The sequence below is a fragment of the Rhizobium sp. FG113 genome, assembly GCF_057809895.1.
Genome location: NZ_JBMDKV010000001.1, coordinates 290,433 through 311,019, shown reverse-complemented (window position 1 = coordinate 311,019; position 20,587 = coordinate 290,433). Strand labels below are relative to the sequence as shown.

The following is a 20,587-nucleotide window of genomic DNA, read 5'->3' as shown; positions in this document are numbered from 1 at the left end:
AGCCTGCTCCGTGGAACGCTGCTTTTTTCGGTTGCTTTTCACCATGGGGTGAAGTTTGATCAAACATCACCAATCAAATCAAGAGACTTCTTTTCTCCATGCCTTTGCCAGTGCCAGACGCCCCACCGAAAGCGGCAGACCCCGCCAGTGCCGTGATCGACGCGCATGATCTGGTGAAGTCGTTTCAGGGCAATGTGGCTGTCGGCGGCATGTCGCTCAGGCTCGGCGAAGGCGAAATGGTCGGCCTTATCGGCCCGAATGGCGCCGGCAAGACGACGCTGTTCAACCTGATCGCCGGAAGCCTGAAGCCGACGTCGGGCGAGATCTGGATCGGCGGTCGCGAGGTCTCGCAAGAGAGCCCGGAACAGAGAATTGGCCGCGGCGTCGGCCGCACCTTCCAGATCCCGAAGCCGTTTCTCGAGATGACCGTGCTTGAAAACGTGCTCGTCGGCGCGCAGGGGCAGAACGGCGAACGGCTGTTTGCCAACTTCCTCCGCTTCGGTCATGTCAGACAACAAGAGCGTCTGGCGATCGAGAAGGCGCGCGCGCTGCTGGAGTTCGTCACCTTGTCGGGCCTCGAAGGACAACCTGCCAAGGTTCTCTCAGGCGGACAGCGCAAGCTGCTGGAGTTGGCGCGCATCCTGATGGCCGATCCGCAGGCGATCTTGCTCGACGAACCGGCTGCCGGCGTCAACCCGGCGCTGCTCGAAACGATCATAGAGCGCGTGTTGGAGCTCAATGCGCAGGGCAAGTCGATCCTGCTGATCGAGCACAATATGGATATGGTGTCGCGGCTCTGCACCCGCGTCGTCGCCATGGCGCTCGGCAAGCCGCTGGCCGAGGGTACGCCTGCCGACGTCGCCTCCAATCCGGATGTCATCGAAGCCTATCTCGGAGCGGCCGCATGACCGCGCCGGCGCTGGAAACCCGCGCGCTGGTCGCCGGATACGAACCCGATCTGCCGATCGTGCGCGGCGTCGATCTCTTGGTGGCACCGGGCGAGCTTCTGGTCCTGCTCGGGCCGAACGGGGCCGGGAAATCGACCTTCGTCAAGGCGATCGCCGGCGTGGTGCCGATCCACTCGGGGAGCGTCCTGCTCGGCGAGCGGGAGATCACCCGCGTCGCGTCCCACCGCAAGATCGGTGAAGGCCTCGCCTTCGTGCCGCAGACGGAAAACATCTTCGCGACGCTGACCATTCACGAAAACCTGCAGCTTGCCGCAGCCGTCCTGCCGAAGGCGCAGCGGTCAGACAGGATCGCCGCGCTCTATCGTCGTTTCCCCGATCTCGCCAGCAAGCCTTCGCGCCTCGCCGGCGCGCTATCGGGCGGACAGCGGCAGATGCTGGCGGTCGCCCGCGCGCTGATCGTCGATCCCTCCGTGCTCATCCTCGACGAGCCCTCCGCCGGTCTTTCGCCGAAGATCGTCGGCGAGGTGTTTTCGATGTTGAAAGAGATCAACGCCGGCGGTGTCACCGTCATTCTCGTCGAGCAGAATGTCAAGGCAGCGCTCGCAATCGCCAGCCGCGCCGTCATCCTGGTCGAAGGCAGGATCAGGCACGAGGGCGAGGCCTCTTCACTGCTCGGCGATCCGCTGATCGCCAAGCTCTATCTCGGCACCACCAAGCAGGCGTCGGAGGCACCATGAACCCGCAATTTCTCATGGACGGTCTGGTTGCCGGCGCGATGATCGGCCTTGGCGCCATCGGCGTCACGCTCACCTATTCGATCCTGCGCTTCGCCAATTTCGCGCATGGCGAGATGCTTTCCTGGGGCGCCTATCTGGCGCTCGCCGTCAGCGGCGGCCTCGGCCTCCTGTCCACGTCGCTGACGAAGCCGATCGGCCCCTTCTCGTTCGGCTGGTCGCTGCCGCTTGCGGCCGTTGTCGCGATCCTGCTCACGGGTCTGCTGGCGCTTGCGATGGATGCGGCGCTGTTCGGGCGCCTGCGGGCGCGCGGCGGCGCGATCATCATCCTCGTCATGGCGAGCTTCGGCGCCTCGCTTGCGCTTCGCAGCCTGCTCGAATTCATCTTCACCTCCAAGCCCGCCTATTACACCAAGGCGCTGCAGATCGCCGTGAAGATCGGCGGCGGCCTGCGCGCCACGCCCGATCAGCTCCTGTCGCTCGGCCTGTCATTGGTCGCGGTCGTCGCCATCCACCTGCTGATGACCCGCACCGATATCGGCCGCTCGATGCGGGCGGTCAGTGAAAATCCGGCTCTCGCGGGCATTGCGGGCGTCGACGTGCGCCGCGTGATCCGCGTCGTCTGGTTCGTCGGCGCTGCCCTTGCCTGCATCGCCGGCATCATGACCGGGCTTCTGGTACAGATCCGCCCCTATCTCGGCCATGACCTGCTGCTGCCGCTGTTTGCCGCCGCGATCCTCGGCGGGATCGGCAGCGTTCCCGGCGCGATGATCGCTGGATTGATCGTCGGCCTGTCGGAGGCCGCGGCCGTTCAGATCGTCGGCGCCGAATGGCGGGCGGCTGTTTCCTTCGTCATCCTTGTGGCGGTCCTGCTTCTTCGCCCGCGCGGCCTTTTCGGGAGAGCGGCATGAGCCTTGATCTGATCGCCTACGCCGCCTTCTTCCTCACGATGGCGCTCACCTATGCCATCATGTGCCTCGGGCTCAATGTGCAGTGGGGCCAGACCGGCCTCTTCAACGTCGGCATCGCCGCCTTCGTCGCGATCGGCGCTTATGTATCGGCGCTTTTGACGACGCCCGATGCGCCCGGCCGCTTCGGCGGCTTCGACATGCCGATCGCCATCGGCTGGCTCGGCGGCGCACTGTTTGCCGGCCTTGCCGCCTGGCTGGTCGGCGCGCTGACCATCCGGCTGCGCTCCGATTATCTCGCCATCGCCACCTTCGGCGTTGCGGTCACGGTACAGCTCTGCGTGCTCAACCTGCAGCCCCTGACCGGCGGCGCCTTCGGCATCGGCTTCATTCCGCGCCCCTTCGGCAGCCTTGCCGCCGATCCGCTGGAATTTTCCCTTTCCAATCTCGCTTTGATGACGGCCGTCGTGCTGGCGCTCTATCTGGCGCTCCAGCATCTCGCCAAGAGCCCCTGGGGCCGCGTGCTGCGCGCGATCCGCGAGGATGAGAGCGCGGCGCAGGCACTCGGCAAGCGGCCGATCCGCTTTCGCCTGCAGGCCTTCACCATCGGCGGCGCCATCATGGGGCTGGCGGGTGCCGCGCAAGGACATTTCATCGGCTTTATCGCGCCCGACAACTATCTGCCGATCCTGACCTTCCAGGTCTGGGCGATGCTGATCGTCGGCGGCTCTGGCAACAATCGCGGCGCTATCCTCGGCGCGGTGTTGGTCTGGGGTCTTTGGGCGCTGTCAGCCGCCGCCGTCTCCGCATTCGTGCCGCCCGAACAGCAGGCGCGCGCGGCATCGCTACAGATCGTCATGATCGGCGTCGGGCTCTGCCTCATCCTGCTCCTGCGCCCCCGCGGCATTCTCGGCGCTTCCAACGCGCTGGCCTCGCTGACGGGCAAACGCAAACAGACATCCAGGGAATAGAAACATGTCCACCACGCCCCCACGCACAGCGCTCACCAAGGATCTCTCCATCAGCCGCATCGTCTGCGGTCTCTGGCAGGTTGCCGACATCGAGAAGAACGGCACGGTGATCGATGCCGACAAGGGCGCCGATGTGCTGCAGGCCTATGCGCGTGATGGTTTCGACACGTTCGACATGGCCGATCACTACGGTTCGGCGGAACTGATCACGGGTCGACTGCTCTCGCGCTATCAGAATGGCCAGCGGCCCGTCGCCTTCACCAAATGGTGCCCGGAGCCGGGACCGATGACGGCTGACGTCGTGCGTCGCGGCGTTGAGGAGCGGCTGACGCGGCTTGGTGTCGACAAGGTCGATCTCCTGCAATTCCACTGGTGGAGCTTCGAGCATCCGGCATGGCTCGATGCCCTGCACGAGATGCAGCGCCTGCGCGAAGAAGGTCTCATCGGTGCGCTCGGCCTCACCAATTTCGACGCCGGACATCTGGCGCTGGCGCTCGCAGACGGCATCGAGATCGCCAGTAATCAGGTCTCGTTCTCGCTGGTAGACCGCCGGGCTGCGGGTGCGCTCTCGGCGCTCTGCGCCGAAAGCGGCGTCAAGCTTCTCGCCTATGGGACGCTCTGCGGCGGCTTCCTCTCCGAGAAATGGCTGGGCCAGCCCGAGCCGGAATCGATCGTCGATTGGAGCCGCTCGAAATACAAGCGCTTCATCGACACCGCCGGCGGCTGGGAGGCCTTCCAGGGCATTCTCAGCGCCGCCCAAACCATCGCGGCCAAGCATGGCGTGTCGATCTCCAACATCGCGAGCCGCTGGGTTCTGGAACACGAGGCCGTCGCTGCCACGATCGTCGGCGCGCGCATCGGCGAGAACGAGCATCGCGGCGACAATCTGAACGTCTTCTCCTTTGCGCTCGACGAAGAGGATCACGCCGCGCTGAACGCCGCCTTCGCCAACACGCAACCCATCCCCGGCGACTGCGGCGACGAATATCGAAAGCCGCCGTTCCTTACCGCATCCGGCGATCTCAGCCACCATCTGGATGCCATTCCATCCATTTACACCGCCCAGCCGATGCCCGGTCGTCCGGGCCGGTCGCGCGTCTCATCCGGCAGCATCTGGGAGCCGATCGCCGGCTATAGCCGCGCCGTAAGGGTAGGGGATCGCATACTTGTTTCCGGCACGACCGCGACGCACGGCACGAACCGCTGCGTCGCATCAGGCGACGCCGGCGCACAAGCGACCTACATCCTCGACAAGATCGCCGCCTCCATCTCGGCGCTCGGCGGCAAGATGGAAGACGTCGTCAGAACGCGCATCTATCTGCGCGATGCCAATCAGTGGGAGCCGGTGTCGCGCGCGCACGGACGCGTCTTCGCTGATGTTCTGCCCGCCAACACGCTGATCGAGGTCGGCAATCTGGTCGGCGATTACGAGGTCGAGATCGAGGCGGAAGCGATCTGCGATTGATGGGCGAGAAAGCACGGAGGCCCGTCGCAGGTGTCCGCGATGGGCCTTTGCTGTGGGAACTTACGCCGCCGAGCCCAGCGCGGGGCGAACCAGACGATCGCCCTCATCCGGCGCCGGCGGTTCGGCCGCGTTCAGATAGAACCGTGCAGGCGCCGTCAGCGAGAACCAGAGGCACGCGCCGAGCATGAAATAAGCGCTCGTGACATCGTCGACCGGCTTGGCGAGCGGCAAGACCAGCGCGCCAACGAGTACCGCGAGCCTGAGAGCCCACTCGTTTTCGCGCTTCTGCAAGGCGGTCGCTCGCAGCGCCTTGTAGTCTTTCAAATCATAATCGGCCGATGCCGCGTTCGCCTTATAGAGCTTCAGCACCGATGGCAGCGCGAGCATGACGAGGGCAGCCTCGCTCAGCCACAGCGCTTCGCCTGCCAAGCACTGCATGGCTGCGATCAGCAGAAACGCGACGGAGAGAAGGTTCCAGACCGGTTCGAGAAGATCAGGTCGCTGGCCGGTGTGGCCGTGCCAGAGTTTCATGACCGTTGCGGCGCCCTGCAGCAGCGGTTCATCAATATAACGATTTATCCAGTTCATGCGCTCGCCCAAGACGCGTTGCCGACGATTTCTCATCAGCAAAAGAATGGGTCGGCATCATGGCGTTGGCATCATGTTTGCGCAGATCGCACAAGATTCGACGCACGCGATGCCGGCAGGCATCACGCACGTCGAAAACTCAAATCAATCCCGCTCAAACGGTTATCGGCAACGCGCCTCGTAGGTGCGGCCATAGCGGTCGCGATAGACGCAGTAGCCGCGACGTTCCTGTGATTGGCCGATCAAGGCACCGACCGCACCACCGGCAACAGCACCGACGGCCGCGCCGCCCCAGCTATTGGTGGCCACGCCGCCAATGACAGCGCCGGTCCCCGCACCGATCGCCGTGCCTTGTTCGGTCGCGGTGCACGACGCAAGACTACCCGCCACCGCGGTTACCAACAGAATAGCTCTGATCATGATTTTACTCCTCGGCTCATCCTTTACCGTGAAGTAAACAATTGAAATGGCTTTTCGTTCCCTGATTGCTTTCAGGTGAGGCGACCATGCCGATACCGGACCACGGAATACGGTGCGCCATGACGGAACAAGTCACGCCTTCGAGCGTTACGGCCACGTCAAATACCAAGCGGGGCGCCGGACAGCAGAATGACAGAATTTCAACCCATCGCCGATCGACTGAAGGCGTCCAAGGCAACCGAGTTCCTGAAACGCGCAACCCGCAAAGCAGAAGCTTCTCTTCCCGCCTTGCCCGGCGGCATCATTCGCCAGAGACGCAACGCCTGGCAAGTGGGCAAGGTCGAGAAGGCCGCTTTCCTGATCGACGGCGCCGCCTATTTCCTGGCGCTCGATCAAGCGCTTCGCAAGGCGGTTCATACGATCTGGATCGTCGGCTGGGACTTCAACCCGGATATCAGGCTTAGGCCGCATCAAAGCTCCGAAACGCTTGGCGAACTTCTCCTGTCGCTCGCCGATGAGAAGCCGGACCTTCGTATCCGTATACTGGTCTGGGGCATGGGGCCGATCTATTCCGGCAAATCGCTGCGCCTCTTCCGCGAGAGCGAGTTCTCAGCCCATCCGCAGATCAGCATGCGTTTCGATCTGCGCCACCCGATCCGCGGATGCCATCACCAGAAGCTCGTCTCGATCGACGACAGCCTGGCTTTCCTCGGCGGCATCGATCTGACCGCCAGACGGTGGGACGAGCCGGACCACAAAATGAGCAATACGCTGCGGAAATCGCCGGATGGCACGCCTTATGACCCCGTACACGACATGCAGTCGATGGTATCGGGCGACGCGGCCCGGCTGATTGGCGATGTTGCCCGCAGGCGATGGAAGCGCGCCACGGGCGAGCGCCCGGAGCCTGCTCCGGCAGGCGGCGCATCATGGCCCACAGGCGTCAGCGCCGACGTTGCGGACGCAACCGCCGCAATCGCGCTGACGGAGCCCGGGCTTATCGGCAAGCGCGGCCACTATGAGGCCTTCCGGCTGACGCGCGATGCGATAAAGGCCGCGCGACGGTTGATTTACATCGAGACGCAGTATCTCGCTTCCTTCGGCGTCGCGCGCACCATCGCCAAGCGGTTGAAGGAGAGCGATGGGCCGGAAATCACCGTGCTCGTCACCAAGAGCTCTCACGGCTTTCTCGAGAAGTTGACGATGGGCAACAACCGGGACAGGCTGATCCGCCGGTTGAAGCGCATCGACCACTATGATCGGCTGCGGGTCATGTACGCCGTCGTTCCCGACAGGCAGGGCGGCGAGAAGGAGCTGGTCATTCACTCCAAGCTGCTGATCGTCGACGACCATTTCATCCGCATCGGCTCCTCCAACCTCAACAACCGCTCCGAGGGGCTGGATACGGAATGCGATCTGGCGATCGAAGCGTCCACCGATGCGCATCGTTTGGCCATTTCGACGCTGCGCTACCGGCTGCTCGCCGAGCATCTGGAGACGACGCCCGAGATCGTAGGCGAGACCGAGCGCAGCATGCGGTCGCTGAATGCCGCAGTGGACGCGCTGAATGTCGGCAAGCGCGGGCTGAGGCACTTCGCGATCGATGTCTCGAAAGGCGAGACGTCGCCGCTGACGGGCACCACGCTCGTCGACCCGCGACGTCCCTACTGGCCGCTACAGAAGCTGCGCCTGCGCGTCGGACGGCTGGCCGCCGCGATCTTCTGACGCGGCTTTGCCGCGCTTGCGCAGCACCACCTCGCTGATCGCGAAGACGGGAATGCCGATCAACAGCGGCACAATGAAATAGATCACGCGGAACGCCACGAGCGCGCCGATCGACGCAGCACCCGGCAGGACATGGCTGACAGTTGCCTCAAGCACGCCGAGGCCACCCGGAACATGGGTGACGAGGATGGCGATGTTGGCGAGCACGAAGGCCGTCGCCGTCTGCACGAAGCTGACATCACCCTGGGCCGCCAGCATCTGGTGAAGGCAAGCGGCGACAAAGATAAAGTTCAGCGTACCGATGACGACCTGACCGATCGCAAGCTCGAGACGCGGCATCTCGAAGCTCCACTTCCACAGGCGCAGCGGCGCGCGCACGGTGGCAGCGAGAAGGACATAGGCGGCCGGGACGGCGAGACAAGCGAGGCCCAGGATGAACAGGCCCTCGGCGCTCATGGCGAGCAGGTTGGCCGCATCGCTTGGATTGATCAGCAGCGCCAACCCGGCAAGAACCGAGAGCCCGATGCCCACAGTGACACCGCAGAACAGGATAACCTTCGCCACTGCCTCGGCGCTCAGGCCCCACCGCGCATAGTAGCGATAGCGAACAGCACCGCTGCTCAAGGCGGCCACGCCGAGATTATGGCCGATGGAAAGGCCGGTGAAGGAGGCAATCGCCGCCTTCGGATAGCTCAGCGGCTTTCCGGCATAGCGCAACCCCATCCAATCGAAGCCGGTCAGGCAGAGATAGGAGAGTGCGGCGAAGCCCAGGCCGGACAGCAGCCGTGAGACGGGGATGGCGGCGATCGAGCGTGTGATCTCATCAATCGAGTAGCGACTGAAGACCTTGTAAAGGAGATAGGCCGCGAGCAGCAGTCCGAGAACCAGGGTTGCATTGATGAGGACACGCTTCGCCGACATGAAGATTCCATTCCGATTGATCTTTCAGTAATGGAACGAAACAGGATGAAATCGGGTTCCCTGTCGATGAGCGCATCGACAGACACTTCGCATCAGGCTGAGCAGCAGGAACTGAGAATCCTCACCTACAATGTGCATAGCTGCATCGGCACTGACCGGCTGCTCGACCCTGGCAGGGTCGCCGACGTGATCGCGCAATCGGGTGCCGACATCATCGCGCTTCAAGAGCTCGATGTCGGCCGCAAGCGAACCGGCGGCATCGACCAGGCGCATATGATCGCAACGCTTTTGAAGATGGAGGCCCATTTTCACCCGGCGCTGCATGTTCAGGAGGAAAAATACGGCGATGCAATACTGACCGCTCTGCCGACACGGCTGATGAAGGCCGGTCCCCTGCCCTCGGTCGGCGAGACAAGGGGGGCGATCTGGACGCAGGTGGATGCCGGCGGACGGAAGCTCAACGTGCTCAACACCCATCTCGGCCTCCGTAACATAGACCGCATCAAGCAGGTGCGGACGCTGCTCTCGGACGAGTGGATCGGGAGCCCGGATTTTCACGCGGCACCATCTATCATCTGCGGCGACCTCAATGCGCGACCATCATCGCCGGCCTACAGGATGCTGGGCGGCCAGTTTCGTGACGCTCAGCTCAGCGCGGCGGAACGGCCGAGGTCGACTTTTCCGTCGCGATTTCCGCTGCTGCGGATCGATCATGTGTTTCTATCGCAAGACCTCAAAGTCAGCGCCGCCAACGTCATTTCCACCCCCTTGGCAAAGCGCGCCTCCGATCACCTGCCGTTGCTGATCACGCTGAAATTCTGACTGCCTTAAAGGCCTCAGGAAATTGCGGGGGAACAAAAGGTGCGTTAGCGCTGTTGCTGTGTCGCGATCCCACCAGAGGCGACAGATGCACATACCGACATCGACCTACAGGCTGCAATTTCGCGATGGCATGACCTTCGACACCGCCATCGAGTTCATCCCCTATCTGAAATCGCTCGGCATCAGCCATCTCTATGCCTCGCCGATCTTTACCGCCACCTCGGGATCGACGCATGGCTATGACGTCAGCGATTGCAACGAGATCGAGCCGGCGATAGGCGGACGCGAGGGTTTCAAGCGCCTCAGCGCCACCTTGAAAGCCGCCGGCCTCGGCCTGATCCTCGATATCGTGCCGAACCACATGGCCGCCGCGACCGAAAATGCCTGGTGGGCCGATGTTCTGAAGTTCGGCGCGGACAGCAAATATGCCGGCCACTTTGATATCGACTGGAGCCAGCGGCTGACGCTGCCGATCCTCGGAAAGAGCTTCGATGAGGCGCTCGCCGACGGCGAGTTCGAATTGCAGCGCGATCCGCGAACCGGCGACTGGTCGCTCGCCTATTTCGACACCCGATTGCCGCTCAATCCGGATAGCACCGAACGGATATCCGGAGACCTCAAGGATCGATCGCTGATATCGACCATCCACGATCAGCAAGCCTGGCGGCTGATATTCTGGCAGGATGCGGCGAAGACGCTGAGCTATCGGCGCTTCTTCGAGGTCACCGGGCTGGTCGGGCTGCGGGTCGAGGACGAGCACGTCTTTGCCGACAGTCATGCCCTGGTGCTCGAGCTTATACGCGCCGGCCACGTGCAGGGGCTGCGGCTCGATCACATAGATGGGCTCGCCGATCCCTCTGCCTATCTCGACCGCCTGAATGAGGCCGTTGGCCCCGAGATCTATATCGTCGCCGAGAAGATCGTCGGGCATGGCGAGACACTGCCCGCCGAATGGCCGATCGAGGGCACGACCGGATATGAGTTCATCTCGGCGCTCAGCAATCTCTTCATCGATCCCGATGGCATGCGCGAACTTAGCCATGCCTATGCCAATCTCTCGCCGGATGCGGCCGATTTCGCCGCCGGCCTGCGCCAGGCCAAGCTGCTGATGATCGAGCGCAACTTCAAAGGCGAGACAAGCCGACTGGTGGCGATCGCGCATTCGCTTCTGGCCGATACGGATGAACAGCGGATTGCATCCGCGATCAAGGAACTGCTCATCGCGTTTCCCTTTTATCGCACCTATGGCCGTGCGGGTAAATTGCCGGAAAGCGATCGAAGTCTCATTGAGCAGGCCCTTGGCGAAGCCGCGCGGCAAACCGGAGACCGCGATGCGCTGGACGCCGTAGCGGGGCTCCTCGATGGCGGCCCTCGCGCCGAAGAGTTCCAGCGACGCTTCCAGCAATTGAGTGGCCCGATCATGGCCAAGGCCATGGAAGACACGCTGTTTTATCGCCACAACCTGCTGCTTGGCGCCAACGAAGTCGGCGGCGAGCCGGACAGGCCGGTGGGCGGTGTCGATGCATTTCACGATTTGATGCAGCAAAGGGCAAAACAGCAGCCACACGGCCTGTCGGCCACCTCCACCCACGACACCAAGCGCGGCGAGGATGCCCGCGCCCGCCTTTACGTGCTGAGCGAGGAACCTGATGTATGGAGGCTCGGGGTGGAGCGCTGGCGGGACATGAACCGCAACCACCTGACCGAGTTGCCGGCGGGCCTGACGCCCGACGCCAATGTCGAATGGATGCTCTACCAGGCATTGGCCGGCATATGGCCGGAGGAGTTTCGCGATGGCGCTGCCGCAGGCCTGACGGATCGTTTCGTCGCCTATGCCGAGAAGGCGGTGCGCGAGGCAAAGCTCGTGACGGACTGGAACGCGCCGCATGAGCAATACGAGGCAGCGGTCAAAAGCTACGCGGCGGCGCTCACCGCATCCTCCAGCCTGACCTTCCACGAGGACTTCGCCGAAACGCTCCGGCCGGTGATGGCCGCAGGCTACCTGAACAGCCTGTCGCAGACGCTGATCAAGCTGACGGCCCCTGGTGTGCCCGATATCTATCAGGGCTCGGAAGCTTGCGACTTCAGCCTCGTCGACCCCGACAACCGGCGCCCGATCGACATCAAGGAACTCGCCCGCCTGCTGGCAACGCGGGACCCGATTTCGGAGCTCACCGTTCCAACCCTCAAACAGCGCATCATCAGCATTGGCCTCAACCTGCGCAAACGCCTGCCTGCCCTGTTTGCCGCGGGAGATTATGTGCCGCTGTCGGTGAGAGGCAGCCGCAGCCGCCATGTCGTCGCATACGCTCGGCTGCTGGGCCATGCGTTCACCATCACGGTGACCCCGCGCATGATGATGGGGCAGCTGGAGCCTGGAAGGCTTTATGCCAGTCCCGAATTCTGGGGCGACACCGCCATCGTCTTGCCTGCGGAATTAGAGGGCCCGAAACATGATCTTCTGACGGAGCGATCGATCGACGCTGCGACATCTGTTCCCGTCGCGCAGTTGCTGGGAACGCAACCGGTCGCGCTTCTACAGGGCAAATAATCAGCCGAAGACGACCGATGAGACATCCGCGACAAACTGCCTTCCAACCGCCGCGAACTTTTCGGCCCCGGCTGCGTTGAGTGCAGCCAATCATATTTGTCGAAAGGCCTCACGTGACTGACTTGCAATTCGGACCCGTCATTTCCGACAGGGGTGTCACCTTCCGCCTTTGGGCGCCTCTTATCGACAACATCCGCTTGAAGCTGGAAGACCATGAGCCGCTACCCATGCGTCAGCTTGCGGACGGGTGGCACGAGCTGGAGGTTGTGGGCATCGGCGCCGCGCTTTACCGGTTTGTTCTGCCTGATGGATTACAGGTGCCCGACCCGGCCTCGCGCTTTCAGCCGCACGACGTGCATGGGTTCAGCGAGGTCGAAGATCTCGCGAACTATGATTGGAAGGAAGAAGCCTGGCGCGGGCGCCCATGGGAAGAGACCGTACTCTACGAATTGCATATCGGCACCTTCACCGAGGAGGGCACCTTTCTCGCGGCGATCGGGCGCCTCGATCACCTCGCACGGCTGGGCGTGACGGCGATCCAGATAATGCCGGTTTCCGATTTTCCGGGACGTTACGGCTGGGGCTATGACGGCGTGCTGCCCTATGCGCCCGACAGCAGCTACGGCAGGCCCGAGCATTTGATGGCGCTGGTGGATGCTGCCCACGAACGCGGGATCTCGGTCTTCCTTGACGTCGTCTACAATCACTTCGGCCCCGATGGCAATTATCTGCCCCTCTATGCGCCTGTCTTCACCGACCGGCATAAGACACCGTGGGGCAAAGGCATCGATTACGATGGCGCGATGGCGCGGCCGATGCGCGAATTCGTCATCCAGAATGCTATCTACTGGATCACCGTCTTCAGGCTCGACGGGCTGCGGCTGGATGCCGTTCACGCCATCAATGACGACAGCGAGGAACATCTGCTGCCGGAACTCGCACGGCGCGTGCGCGCAGCCGCCGGCGATCGCCATGTTCACCTGATTGTCGAGAACGAGGAAAACGACAGCGATCTCCTGAAGCGCACGAGCGATGACGAAACAGGTCTGTTCACGGCACAATGGAACGACGACATCCACCACACGCTGCATGTCGCCGCCACCGGAGAGCATTTCGGCTATTACGCCGATTACGCTGATGATAGCGAAGCGCTCGCCCGGTCGCTCGCGGAGGGATTTGTCTTTCAGGGCCAGCACATGCCCTATCGCGGCGAAAGCAGGGGCAAGAGCACCAACGAATTGCCACCTACGGCCTTCGTCTCCTTCATCCAGAACCATGATCAGATCGGCAACCGCGCGATGGGCGACCGGATCATCGCCGCGCAACCGGTTCATGTCTCGAAAGCAATGGCCGCCGTCTATCTACTCGCACCGCAAATACCGATGTTGTTCATGGGCGAGGAATGGGGTGCGCGGGATGCGTTCCCCTATTTCTGCGACCTCAATGAAGCGCTGAACGAGATGGTACGAAACGGACGCCGCGAGGAGCTCTCGCGTCTGCCGGGCTTCGACACGGATGATCTGCTGGACCCGACCGCGCCATCGACATTCGAGATGGCAAAGCTCGATTGGTCCAATCTCACCGAGCCCGAAGGCGCCGACATGCATGATTTTTACACCTCGCTGCTTGCGACCCGCCACCAGAAGATCGTTCCGCTTCTGGCCGGGATGCGCCGCGGCGACATCGTCGCCGAATCCGGCTTCACGGCAGTCGCGGTCGATTGGCCGTTGGCGAGCGGCGGCCGGTTGTGTCTCAGAGCGAACCTCGGGAACGAGACGGCTACGATCACCCCTACAGCGGACGACGCCCAGGTCCTCTTCAACCTGGGTTCCCCGTCTCCCGGAAACCTCTCGCCGTGGTCGGTTTACTGGAGCGTTCGCCGCGAGTGACAATACCTCGTCACGCTATCCATCGGCGCGAAAGAGCGTCGGTTCAAGACACCGACTTCAGCCACCCCAACACACGGGCCTCCTCCGCATCCATCCACTTCAAGAGCCGCTTGCTTCGTGTTGGCCTCGTGCGCAGCAACTGGCCCAATCTGCCGGCCTTGAACTCGTCGAACACGGCGGGATGGATATAGGACGAGCGACAGACCGCGCGCGTATTGACGAGCATGGCCGCAATGGCGTCGATCACTTCGTTCATCTGTCGCGCGACTGCGGCCTCGGTCGCGGCGACTTCCAAAGGCGTGAAGGCAGTGACGGCCGCACAGGTCGCGCCCCATGTCCGAAACTGGCGGGAACTGAATTCGGCGCCCGATACCTCCCGGATATACTCGTTGACGTCCTGCGACGATATTTGCCGACGGGTCCCGTCCTCGCAGACATACTGGAACAATTGCTGCCCCGGCAATTCCTGCAGGCTGCGGACAACACGCGCAATGCGCCGGTCCGTATGCACCAGATTCCACTCCTTGCCGGATTTTCCCTTGAAGCGGAACTTCACCTTGGAGCCGTCGATCTTGACGTGCCGCCGCCGCAGGGTCGTGAGGCCGAAAGAACCGTTATCCTCTGCATATGCGGCATTTCCGATGCGGATATAGAGGTTGTCGAGCATCCAGACGATGGTGGCCAAGGCCTTGTCCATCGTCGGCGCGCGGCCCCGCAGATCGGCATCGACACGCTGGCGTATATCCGGCAGGCGTTCTCCGAACTCCAATAGTTGGTCGAACTTGGCGCGTGCGCGCTCTAAATGCCATTCCGGATGATAGCGATACTGCCTGCGTCCACGCGCATCGATGCCGATCGCCTGCAGGTGCGAGAGAGGATTGGGCGATATGCGAACGTCGACATAGGCGGGCGGGATCGCCAGTGCGTTCAGCCGTGAAATTTCCGCGCTATCCGTGATCCTGCGCCCATCGGGAGCATAATAGAGAAAGCCATTTTTTCCCGCCTTGCGCGTGATGCCGCTCTCGATATCCGTGGTGTAAACCAGTCGAGACGACGCTAAGGCTGCGACGGTGATTTCCGGTTGATTGATCGCTTGGTCCATGTCGCAGAAACACCCCGACAGAGGATTCAGTTCCCGCCGCAAGTTCAAAGGGTTGGGCGGATTGTCGCCGCTCCTTTCGGGTGATGCATCTGGCCACTATTCGCATTGTTCGATGGCGGCTGAATGCCCGCGGCGGCGATCTTCAAATCGTTATATGCGAAGCAACGCAAACACATCGGCACAGATATTCAAATAAAATCCAGATATAACACTTCCCACTAAGTAATCAAAACGAAGTACAAACCGCTTTTCTGCGTACCACTGATTGCCGTCGTTTCCTGCAGCGCGAAAAATGGCACCATGGCCACTCGTTTGGGGATGGGTGGCAGATGATTAAAATACGCGGTCGCAATAACAGTTATCTCAGTGCGTTCGGTGGCGCCACGGCAGTGTATACCGCAGCCCAGAACTGGAGCATTGGCGCCGCACCCACCGCTTCCGATGCCACCAGCGGCCAGCCGAGCACAGCGGCCGCGGCATTCCAAGTATCCGCAGGCGTCGCCGCGACCAGCACGGCAGCCGTACTCAGTTCCGCCAGCGATGCCGCGTCAACCTCGGTTTCGCAAACCGCAGCGCTTATCGACACCCCCACGACCACAGTTTCGACGACCGAGCCGCGGACGGTCTTGCCGGTCGACGCGGCGCCGATCACCCCTCGCCTGGTAACAGCAGGCTCCAGCATCGTTCTTCCGGACAGCAGCACCAGTGCGTCATCGGTCGACGCACCCTCGTCCATTGACGCTGCAACAGCCGCCGTTTCGGCGACCCTGCGGGTCGCTTCGGCGGCAGCGGCATCGACGGCCGTGGCGTCGGCGGAGAGCGCGAGCGAGCCCACCGCGACGGCAACCGCGCTGGTAGCGCCGGCGGCCGCAGCGGTTGCCGCCACGCCGAACAAGATCGCCCTTGAGAACATGCAGCAGGGCACAGCGCGCAGCGAGTGGACGCTCGATGGAGACGGCAACGGCACCATTCAGGGCTTTGCGACGGAAATCAGCACCAACATCGGGCAGACCGTCGATTTCAAGATCGCGACGGATTCGACGCATTACCGCATCGATATCTATCGCATGGGCTATTATGGCGGCGATGGCGCCCGCAAGGTCGCCTCGATCGACAAATCGCTGACGACGGCGCAGATCCAACCGCACCCGATCGTCGACATGTCGCTTGGGCTGATCGACTGTGGCAACTGGTCGGTATCGGCCAGCTGGGAGATCCCAGCGGACGCTGTCTCCGGCGTCTACTTCGCAAAGCTCGTGCGCGAGGATGGCGTCGAGGACGCGGGCATCATTCCGTTTATCGTGCGGGACGACGCCTCGACCAGCGACATCGTCTTCCAGACATCGGACACGACGTGGCAGGCCTATAACGCATGGGGCGGCGCCAGCCTCTATTACGGCGAAGTGCCGGTCGATCCGGCCGACATGATCGGTTATCTGCCGCCGAACTGCAGCTGTGGCCTGACCGCGATCGGCCGTGCCTCGGCCGTCAGCTACAACCGTCCGATCATCACCAATACCAGCCCGATCGGCGGCACTCACGATTACATCTTTGGCGTCGAAGCCTCGGCGATCTCCTGGCTGGAGCAGAACGGCTACGACGTCTCCTACATCTCAGGCGTCGATTCCGCACGAAGCGGTAGCCTGCTTCTGAACCACGACGCCTTCCTCTCCGTCGGCCACGACGAATACTGGTCGGCCGAGCAGCGCGCCAACGTGGAAGCGGCGCGCGACAGCGGCGTCAACCTGGCCTTCTGGAGCGGCAACGAGGTCTATTGGAAGATCCGTTGGGAAACCAGCATCGACGGCAACGGCACGCCTTATCGCACGATGGTCTGCTACAAGGAGACCTGGGGCACCAGCAGCGATCCGAGCAATATCGGCACCGGCACCTGGCGCGATCCGCGCTATGCCGATCCGGGCCAGGAACCGGAAAATTCGCTGACGGGCACGATGTTCACCGTGGACAGCTACCGGCAGGACACGATCACCATCCCTTACGACTATTCGAACCTGCGCTTCTGGCGCAACACCGATGTCGCCAACCTGCAGCCGGGTGAAACCTACAGCCTGGTGCAGAACCTTCTCGGCTACGAGTGGGACTCCGATGTGGAGAACGGCTTCCGGCCGGCCGGCCTGATCAACCTGTCTCTCTCCAGCGTGTCCGTGGACACGTATCTGCGGGACTACGGAACGACCGTCGGCAGCGCCATCGCTACGCACAGCCTGACCATGTATCGCGCCGAAAGCGGCGCGCTGGTCTTCGGCGCCGGAACGGTCTTCTGGTCATGGGGCCTCAATGCCGACCATGAGGGTCCGGCCACGCCGACCGATCCGAATGTCCAACAGGCCATGGTCAACATGTTCGCCGACATGGGCATCCAGCCGACGACGCTGGACGCCAGCCTGGTGCTCGCCACGCAATCGACCGACACCCTCAAACCGACGTCAACGATCACGTCGCCGACGCTCGGCGGCAGCTTCCTCGAAGGTCAGCATGTCACCGTGACTGGAACCGCGATCGATTTCGGCGGTGGCATCATTGCCGGCGTCGAGGTCTCGACCGATGGCGGGCAGCACTGGTTCAAGGCGACCGGCCGCGAAAACTGGAGCTACAACTGGGTTGTCCAGGCAAGCGGCACTTACACGATCATGTCGCGCGCAGTCGATGATAGCGTCAATCTGGAGACGCCATCGGCCGGCACCCAGGTAACCGTGTCACTGCCGCAGACGCAAGGTCTCTGGACGCTTGCATCGAAGCCGACGACCGAAACGGCTATCGACCGTGATCCAGTCGAGCTGGGCGTCCGCTTTCAGTCCACCACAGGCGGCTTCGTTCAGGGAATCCGCTTCTACAAGGGCTTCTACAATGTCGGCGAACATGTCGTCAGCCTCTGGAACGCCGACGGAACGCTGCTCGCAACAGGCATTTCCACGAATGAATCGCTTTCGGGCTGGCAGACCGTCATGTTCTCGATCCCCGTGCAGATCACGGCGGGAACGACATATACCGCCTCTTACCACAGCAACGGCTACTTCTCAGTCACCGAGAACTATTTCGGATCGACGTACAGCAGCGGACTGTTGAAGACCGTCGATGGCGGCGGCGTCTTTGCCTACAGCTCCAACTCCATCTTCCCGAACCTCAGCCCCGGCGGCTCGAACTACTGGGTGGACGTCGTATTTGACGCTGGTGCCAACACCGCCCCGGTCGCGCATGACGACGGCGGCTTCACGATCGGGCGCAACGGTGCGCTTACCGTCTCCATCGCGGCACTCATCGCGAACGACACGGATGCGAATGGCGATGCTCTGACGATAACCGCTGTCGGGAATGCCGTGAACGGGACGGTAGCCCTAAACACCCAGGCCGGTACGGTGACTTTCACACCGACCGCTGGATACAGCGGCCCAGCGACATTTAGCTACACGCTGTCGGACGGACGCAATGGCACCAGCCAAGGCAATGTCAGCCTGACGGTTCAGGAGGCCCCGGCAGGGGTCGGGCTGTTTACCGCTGGCGAAGGACCAACCGGTTCGGCAATTCACGACGCGATGCCAGTGGAACTCGGGATGAAGTTCGTCTCGTCGGCCAGTGGCACTATAACAGGTATCAGCTTCTACAAGGCCGACGGTGACACGGGCGCCCATACAGGATCCATCTGGACCGCGGACGGGCAGCTGGTGGGAAGCGTAACCTTCACCAATGAATCGCTGAGCGGCTGGCAAACCGCGACGTTCGGCAGCGCGATCCAGATTACTGCCGGCGTCACCTATATCGCATCCTATCATACGACCGGCTCCTACGTCGCAACCACCAACTATTTCGCGACCGACCACACAAACGGCGTGCTGACGGGGCTTTCGAGTGCTGCAAGCGGCGGCAATGGCCTCTATGCCTATGGTGCGAACCCGCTTTTCCCGACCTCCAGCTATCAGGCGTCCAATTACTGGGTCGATATCGTCTTCAACCAGTCGACGGTCAGCAATACGGCACCGGTCGCGGCAAACGACAACGGGCTCCAAGCCTATTCAAACACGGCTCTATCGATTGCCGCTGCTACGCTTCTTGCAAACGATACGGACGCGGATGGGGATGCGCTTTCGATAACGGGCGTGAGCGGGGCGACGAACGGTACCGCTACCTTCAATAGTCAGACGAACTCCGTCATCTTTACCGCGGCGAGCGGCTATGTCGGCGCCGCAAGCTTCACCTACACGATCTCGGACGGGCATGGCGGCACCGCGTCGGCGCAGGTCAACCTGACGGTCAGCCAGCCAACCACTCCGCCAACGACATCAAGCCTGTTTTCCTCGTCTCAAACGCCGACCATCGCGGCCGATAGCGATCCAAGTTCGGTCGAACTCGGCGTCAGGTTCGTTGCGTCCGCTGGCGGGCAAATCACGGCTATTCGCTATTACAAGAGCGCTCAAGACACCGGCACCCATGTCGGCTCGCTCTGGAGCAGCACGGGCGCCCTCCTCGCCTCCGCGGTCTTTACCAACGAGACGGCAAGCGGATGGCAGACGGTCACGCTCAATGCACCGATCACCATCACCGCAGGCACGACCTACGTCGCAAGCTATCATTCGAACGGCTACTACGCCGCCACGCCGAACTATTTCACGGCCGACTATTCGAATGGCGGCCTGACTGTGCCGAGCGGCAGCAACGGCGTTTATGCTTATGGTTCCACAAGCCTGTTCCCAACGGCTAGCTACAACGCGACCAACTACTGGGTCGACGTGGTCTACCAGAGCGGTGCACAGGCCGTGGCGAACACGGCGCCGGTCGCGGTGAACGACACAGGCTTCCAAACGACGACAGGCGCCGCTTTGACGATCCAGGCATCGGCGCTGCTTGCCAACGACACGGATGCCGATGGCAACACGCTGTCTGTCACCAGCGTCAGCAACGCCGTGAACGGCACCGTCGCCTTCAACAGCCAGACGAACGCCATCACGTTCACCCCGACGGCAGGCTATTCGGGTTCGGCGAGCTTCTCTTACGCGATTTCAGACGGCGCAGGCGGAACGGCGTCGGCGCAGGTGTCGCTATCAGTCAATCCGCAATCGACGACACCCACACAAAGCGTCTTTGCCGCAAACGCGACGCCGTCGGTTGTTTCGGTCAACGACAATTCGCCCGTCAATCTCGGGATGAAGTTCCAGGCCGATGCTGCAGGCTGGATCACCGGCATCAGCTTTTACAAGGGCGCCACGAACACCGGCACGCACACCGGCTATCTCTGGACCGCGACCGGCGATCTGCTTGCCAGCGCGACCTTCACCAATGAAAGCGCCAGCGGTTGGCAATCCGTCACGCTGTCGGACCAGGTGGTGGTCTCCGCAAACACGACCTACGTCGTGTCCTACAGCACCAACGGCAACTACTCGGCGACCGCCAACTACTTCGACAACAGCGTATCCAATGGCAATCTCGAGGCAATGTCATCTGCTCTAAGCAGCGGCAATGGCGTCTATGCCTATGGCGCGGCCGGGCTGTTCCCGACCAGCACCTACAACAACACCAACTACTATGTCGACGTGGCCTTCCGGCCGCAGTTGGCGGCTTAGGGATCAA

Annotated in this window: 15 protein-coding genes; 10 read left to right on the top strand and 5 right to left on the bottom strand. The window is 62.3% G+C overall.

The window, feature by feature from the left end; genetic code table 11:
- The first annotated feature begins 98 nt into the window (after positions 1–98).
- The 5 genes from ACODTZ_RS01210 to ACODTZ_RS01190 are packed head-to-tail and all read left to right on the top strand — an operon-like array spanning position 99 to position 4,986.
- On the top strand, positions 99–908 hold the full coding sequence (locus ACODTZ_RS01210) for an ABC transporter ATP-binding protein (protein WP_489023159.1): 810 nt from the start codon (positions 99–101) through the stop codon (positions 906–908).
- Positions 905–1,645, top strand: a complete 741-nt coding sequence (locus tag ACODTZ_RS01205; RefSeq protein WP_489023158.1) for an ABC transporter ATP-binding protein — start codon at positions 905–907, stop codon at positions 1,643–1,645. The genes ACODTZ_RS01210 and ACODTZ_RS01205 overlap by 4 nt, the downstream gene beginning before the upstream one ends.
- Entirely contained in the window at positions 1,642–2,553 is a 912-nt protein-coding gene (locus ACODTZ_RS01200) for a branched-chain amino acid ABC transporter permease (protein WP_489023156.1), read from the top strand. The genes ACODTZ_RS01205 and ACODTZ_RS01200 overlap by 4 nt, the downstream gene beginning before the upstream one ends.
- Positions 2,550–3,521 (top strand): branched-chain amino acid ABC transporter permease, encoded by a 972-nt coding sequence (locus tag ACODTZ_RS01195; protein ID WP_113235991.1) that lies wholly within the window; start codon positions 2,550–2,552, stop codon positions 3,519–3,521. The genes ACODTZ_RS01200 and ACODTZ_RS01195 overlap by 4 nt, the downstream gene beginning before the upstream one ends.
- Before the next feature lie 4 nt (positions 3,522–3,525).
- Positions 3,526–4,986: an aldo/keto reductase gene (locus ACODTZ_RS01190; RefSeq protein ID WP_489023154.1), complete on the top strand. Its 1,461-nt coding sequence runs from the start codon at positions 3,526–3,528 to the stop codon at positions 4,984–4,986.
- Positions 4,987–5,046: 60 nt separating this feature from the next.
- On the opposite strand, the gene ACODTZ_RS01185 is transcribed toward ACODTZ_RS01190, so the two are convergent.
- Both ACODTZ_RS01185 and ACODTZ_RS01180 read right to left on the bottom strand, forming a co-directional pair.
- A complete protein-coding gene (locus ACODTZ_RS01185; RefSeq protein ID WP_489023152.1) occupies positions 5,047–5,574 on the bottom strand; it encodes a hypothetical protein in 528 nt (175 codons plus the stop codon).
- Positions 5,575–5,736: 162 nt separating this feature from the next.
- Positions 5,737–5,994: a YMGG-like glycine zipper-containing protein gene (locus ACODTZ_RS01180; RefSeq protein ID WP_111560741.1), complete on the bottom strand. Its 258-nt coding sequence runs from the start codon at positions 5,992–5,994 to the stop codon at positions 5,737–5,739.
- Between the two features lie 189 nt (positions 5,995–6,183).
- Between ACODTZ_RS01180 and ACODTZ_RS01175 the strand changes: the two genes are divergently transcribed.
- On the top strand, positions 6,184–7,719 hold the full coding sequence (locus ACODTZ_RS01175; protein WP_489023151.1) for a phospholipase D-like domain-containing protein: 1,536 nt from the start codon (positions 6,184–6,186) through the stop codon (positions 7,717–7,719).
- On the opposite strand, the gene ACODTZ_RS01170 is transcribed toward ACODTZ_RS01175, so the two are convergent.
- A complete protein-coding gene (locus tag ACODTZ_RS01170; protein WP_489023150.1) occupies positions 7,669–8,640 on the bottom strand; it encodes a lysylphosphatidylglycerol synthase domain-containing protein in 972 nt (323 codons plus the stop codon). The genes ACODTZ_RS01175 and ACODTZ_RS01170 overlap by 51 nt on opposite strands.
- Before the next feature lie 45 nt (positions 8,641–8,685).
- On the opposite strand from ACODTZ_RS01170, the gene ACODTZ_RS01165 reads away from it, so the two are divergent.
- The 3 genes from ACODTZ_RS01165 (at position 8,686) to treZ (ending at position 13,902) form a co-directional block, all read left to right on the top strand.
- On the top strand, positions 8,686–9,462 hold the full coding sequence (locus ACODTZ_RS01165; protein ID WP_489023149.1) for an endonuclease/exonuclease/phosphatase family protein: 777 nt from the start codon (positions 8,686–8,688) through the stop codon (positions 9,460–9,462).
- A gap of 85 nt (positions 9,463–9,547) precedes the next feature.
- Positions 9,548–12,013: a malto-oligosyltrehalose synthase gene (gene treY / locus ACODTZ_RS01160; RefSeq protein ID WP_489023148.1), complete on the top strand. Its 2,466-nt coding sequence runs from the start codon at positions 9,548–9,550 to the stop codon at positions 12,011–12,013.
- A gap of 113 nt (positions 12,014–12,126) precedes the next feature.
- On the top strand, positions 12,127–13,902 hold the full coding sequence (gene treZ, locus ACODTZ_RS01155) for a malto-oligosyltrehalose trehalohydrolase (protein ID WP_489023146.1): 1,776 nt from the start codon (positions 12,127–12,129) through the stop codon (positions 13,900–13,902).
- A 43-nt stretch (positions 13,903–13,945) separates the two neighbouring features.
- On the opposite strand, the gene ACODTZ_RS01150 is transcribed toward treZ, so the two are convergent.
- Positions 13,946–15,004 carry a DNA topoisomerase IB gene (locus tag ACODTZ_RS01150; RefSeq protein ID WP_489023144.1) on the bottom strand — a complete coding sequence of 353 codons (1,059 nt, stop codon included), beginning with the start codon at positions 15,002–15,004 and terminating at the stop codon, positions 13,946–13,948.
- Between the two features lie 358 nt (positions 15,005–15,362).
- Positions 15,363–15,890 (bottom strand): hypothetical protein, encoded by a 528-nt coding sequence (locus ACODTZ_RS01145; protein ID WP_489023142.1) that lies wholly within the window; start codon positions 15,888–15,890, stop codon positions 15,363–15,365.
- Between the two features lie 25 nt (positions 15,891–15,915).
- On the opposite strand from ACODTZ_RS01145, the gene ACODTZ_RS01140 reads away from it, so the two are divergent.
- Positions 15,916–20,580, top strand: coding sequence for a DUF4082 domain-containing protein (locus tag ACODTZ_RS01140; protein ID WP_489023141.1), 4,665 nt, complete (start codon positions 15,916–15,918; stop codon positions 20,578–20,580).
- Positions 20,581–20,587 lie beyond the last annotated feature (7 nt).

Excerpts from the sequence above, each read along its gene's own strand:
- ACODTZ_RS01185 (WP_489023152.1), bottom strand. The coding sequence starts at position 5,574 with ATGAACTGGATAAATCGTTATATTGATGAACCGCTGCTGCAGGGCGCC.
- ACODTZ_RS01210 (WP_489023159.1), top strand. The coding sequence starts at position 99 with ATGCCTTTGCCAGTGCCAGACGCCCCACCGAAAGCGGCAGACCCCGCC.
- ACODTZ_RS01150 (WP_489023144.1), bottom strand. The coding sequence starts at position 15,004 with ATGGACCAAGCGATCAATCAACCGGAAATCACCGTCGCAGCCTTAGCG.
- ACODTZ_RS01200 (WP_489023156.1), top strand. The coding sequence starts at position 1,642 with ATGAACCCGCAATTTCTCATGGACGGTCTGGTTGCCGGCGCGATGATC.
- ACODTZ_RS01195 (WP_113235991.1), top strand. The coding sequence starts at position 2,550 with ATGAGCCTTGATCTGATCGCCTACGCCGCCTTCTTCCTCACGATGGCG.
- ACODTZ_RS01205 (WP_489023158.1), top strand. The coding sequence starts at position 905 with ATGACCGCGCCGGCGCTGGAAACCCGCGCGCTGGTCGCCGGATACGAA.
- treY (WP_489023148.1), top strand. The coding sequence starts at position 9,548 with ATGCACATACCGACATCGACCTACAGGCTGCAATTTCGCGATGGCATG.
- ACODTZ_RS01165 (WP_489023149.1), top strand. The coding sequence starts at position 8,686 with ATGAAATCGGGTTCCCTGTCGATGAGCGCATCGACAGACACTTCGCAT.
- ACODTZ_RS01175 (WP_489023151.1), top strand. The coding sequence starts at position 6,184 with ATGACAGAATTTCAACCCATCGCCGATCGACTGAAGGCGTCCAAGGCA.
- ACODTZ_RS01170 (WP_489023150.1), bottom strand. The coding sequence starts at position 8,640 with ATGTCGGCGAAGCGTGTCCTCATCAATGCAACCCTGGTTCTCGGACTG.
- ACODTZ_RS01140 (WP_489023141.1), top strand. The coding sequence starts at position 15,916 with ATGCAGCAGGGCACAGCGCGCAGCGAGTGGACGCTCGATGGAGACGGC.
- ACODTZ_RS01180 (WP_111560741.1), bottom strand. The coding sequence starts at position 5,994 with ATGATCAGAGCTATTCTGTTGGTAACCGCGGTGGCGGGTAGTCTTGCG.
- ACODTZ_RS01190 (WP_489023154.1), top strand. The coding sequence starts at position 3,526 with ATGTCCACCACGCCCCCACGCACAGCGCTCACCAAGGATCTCTCCATC.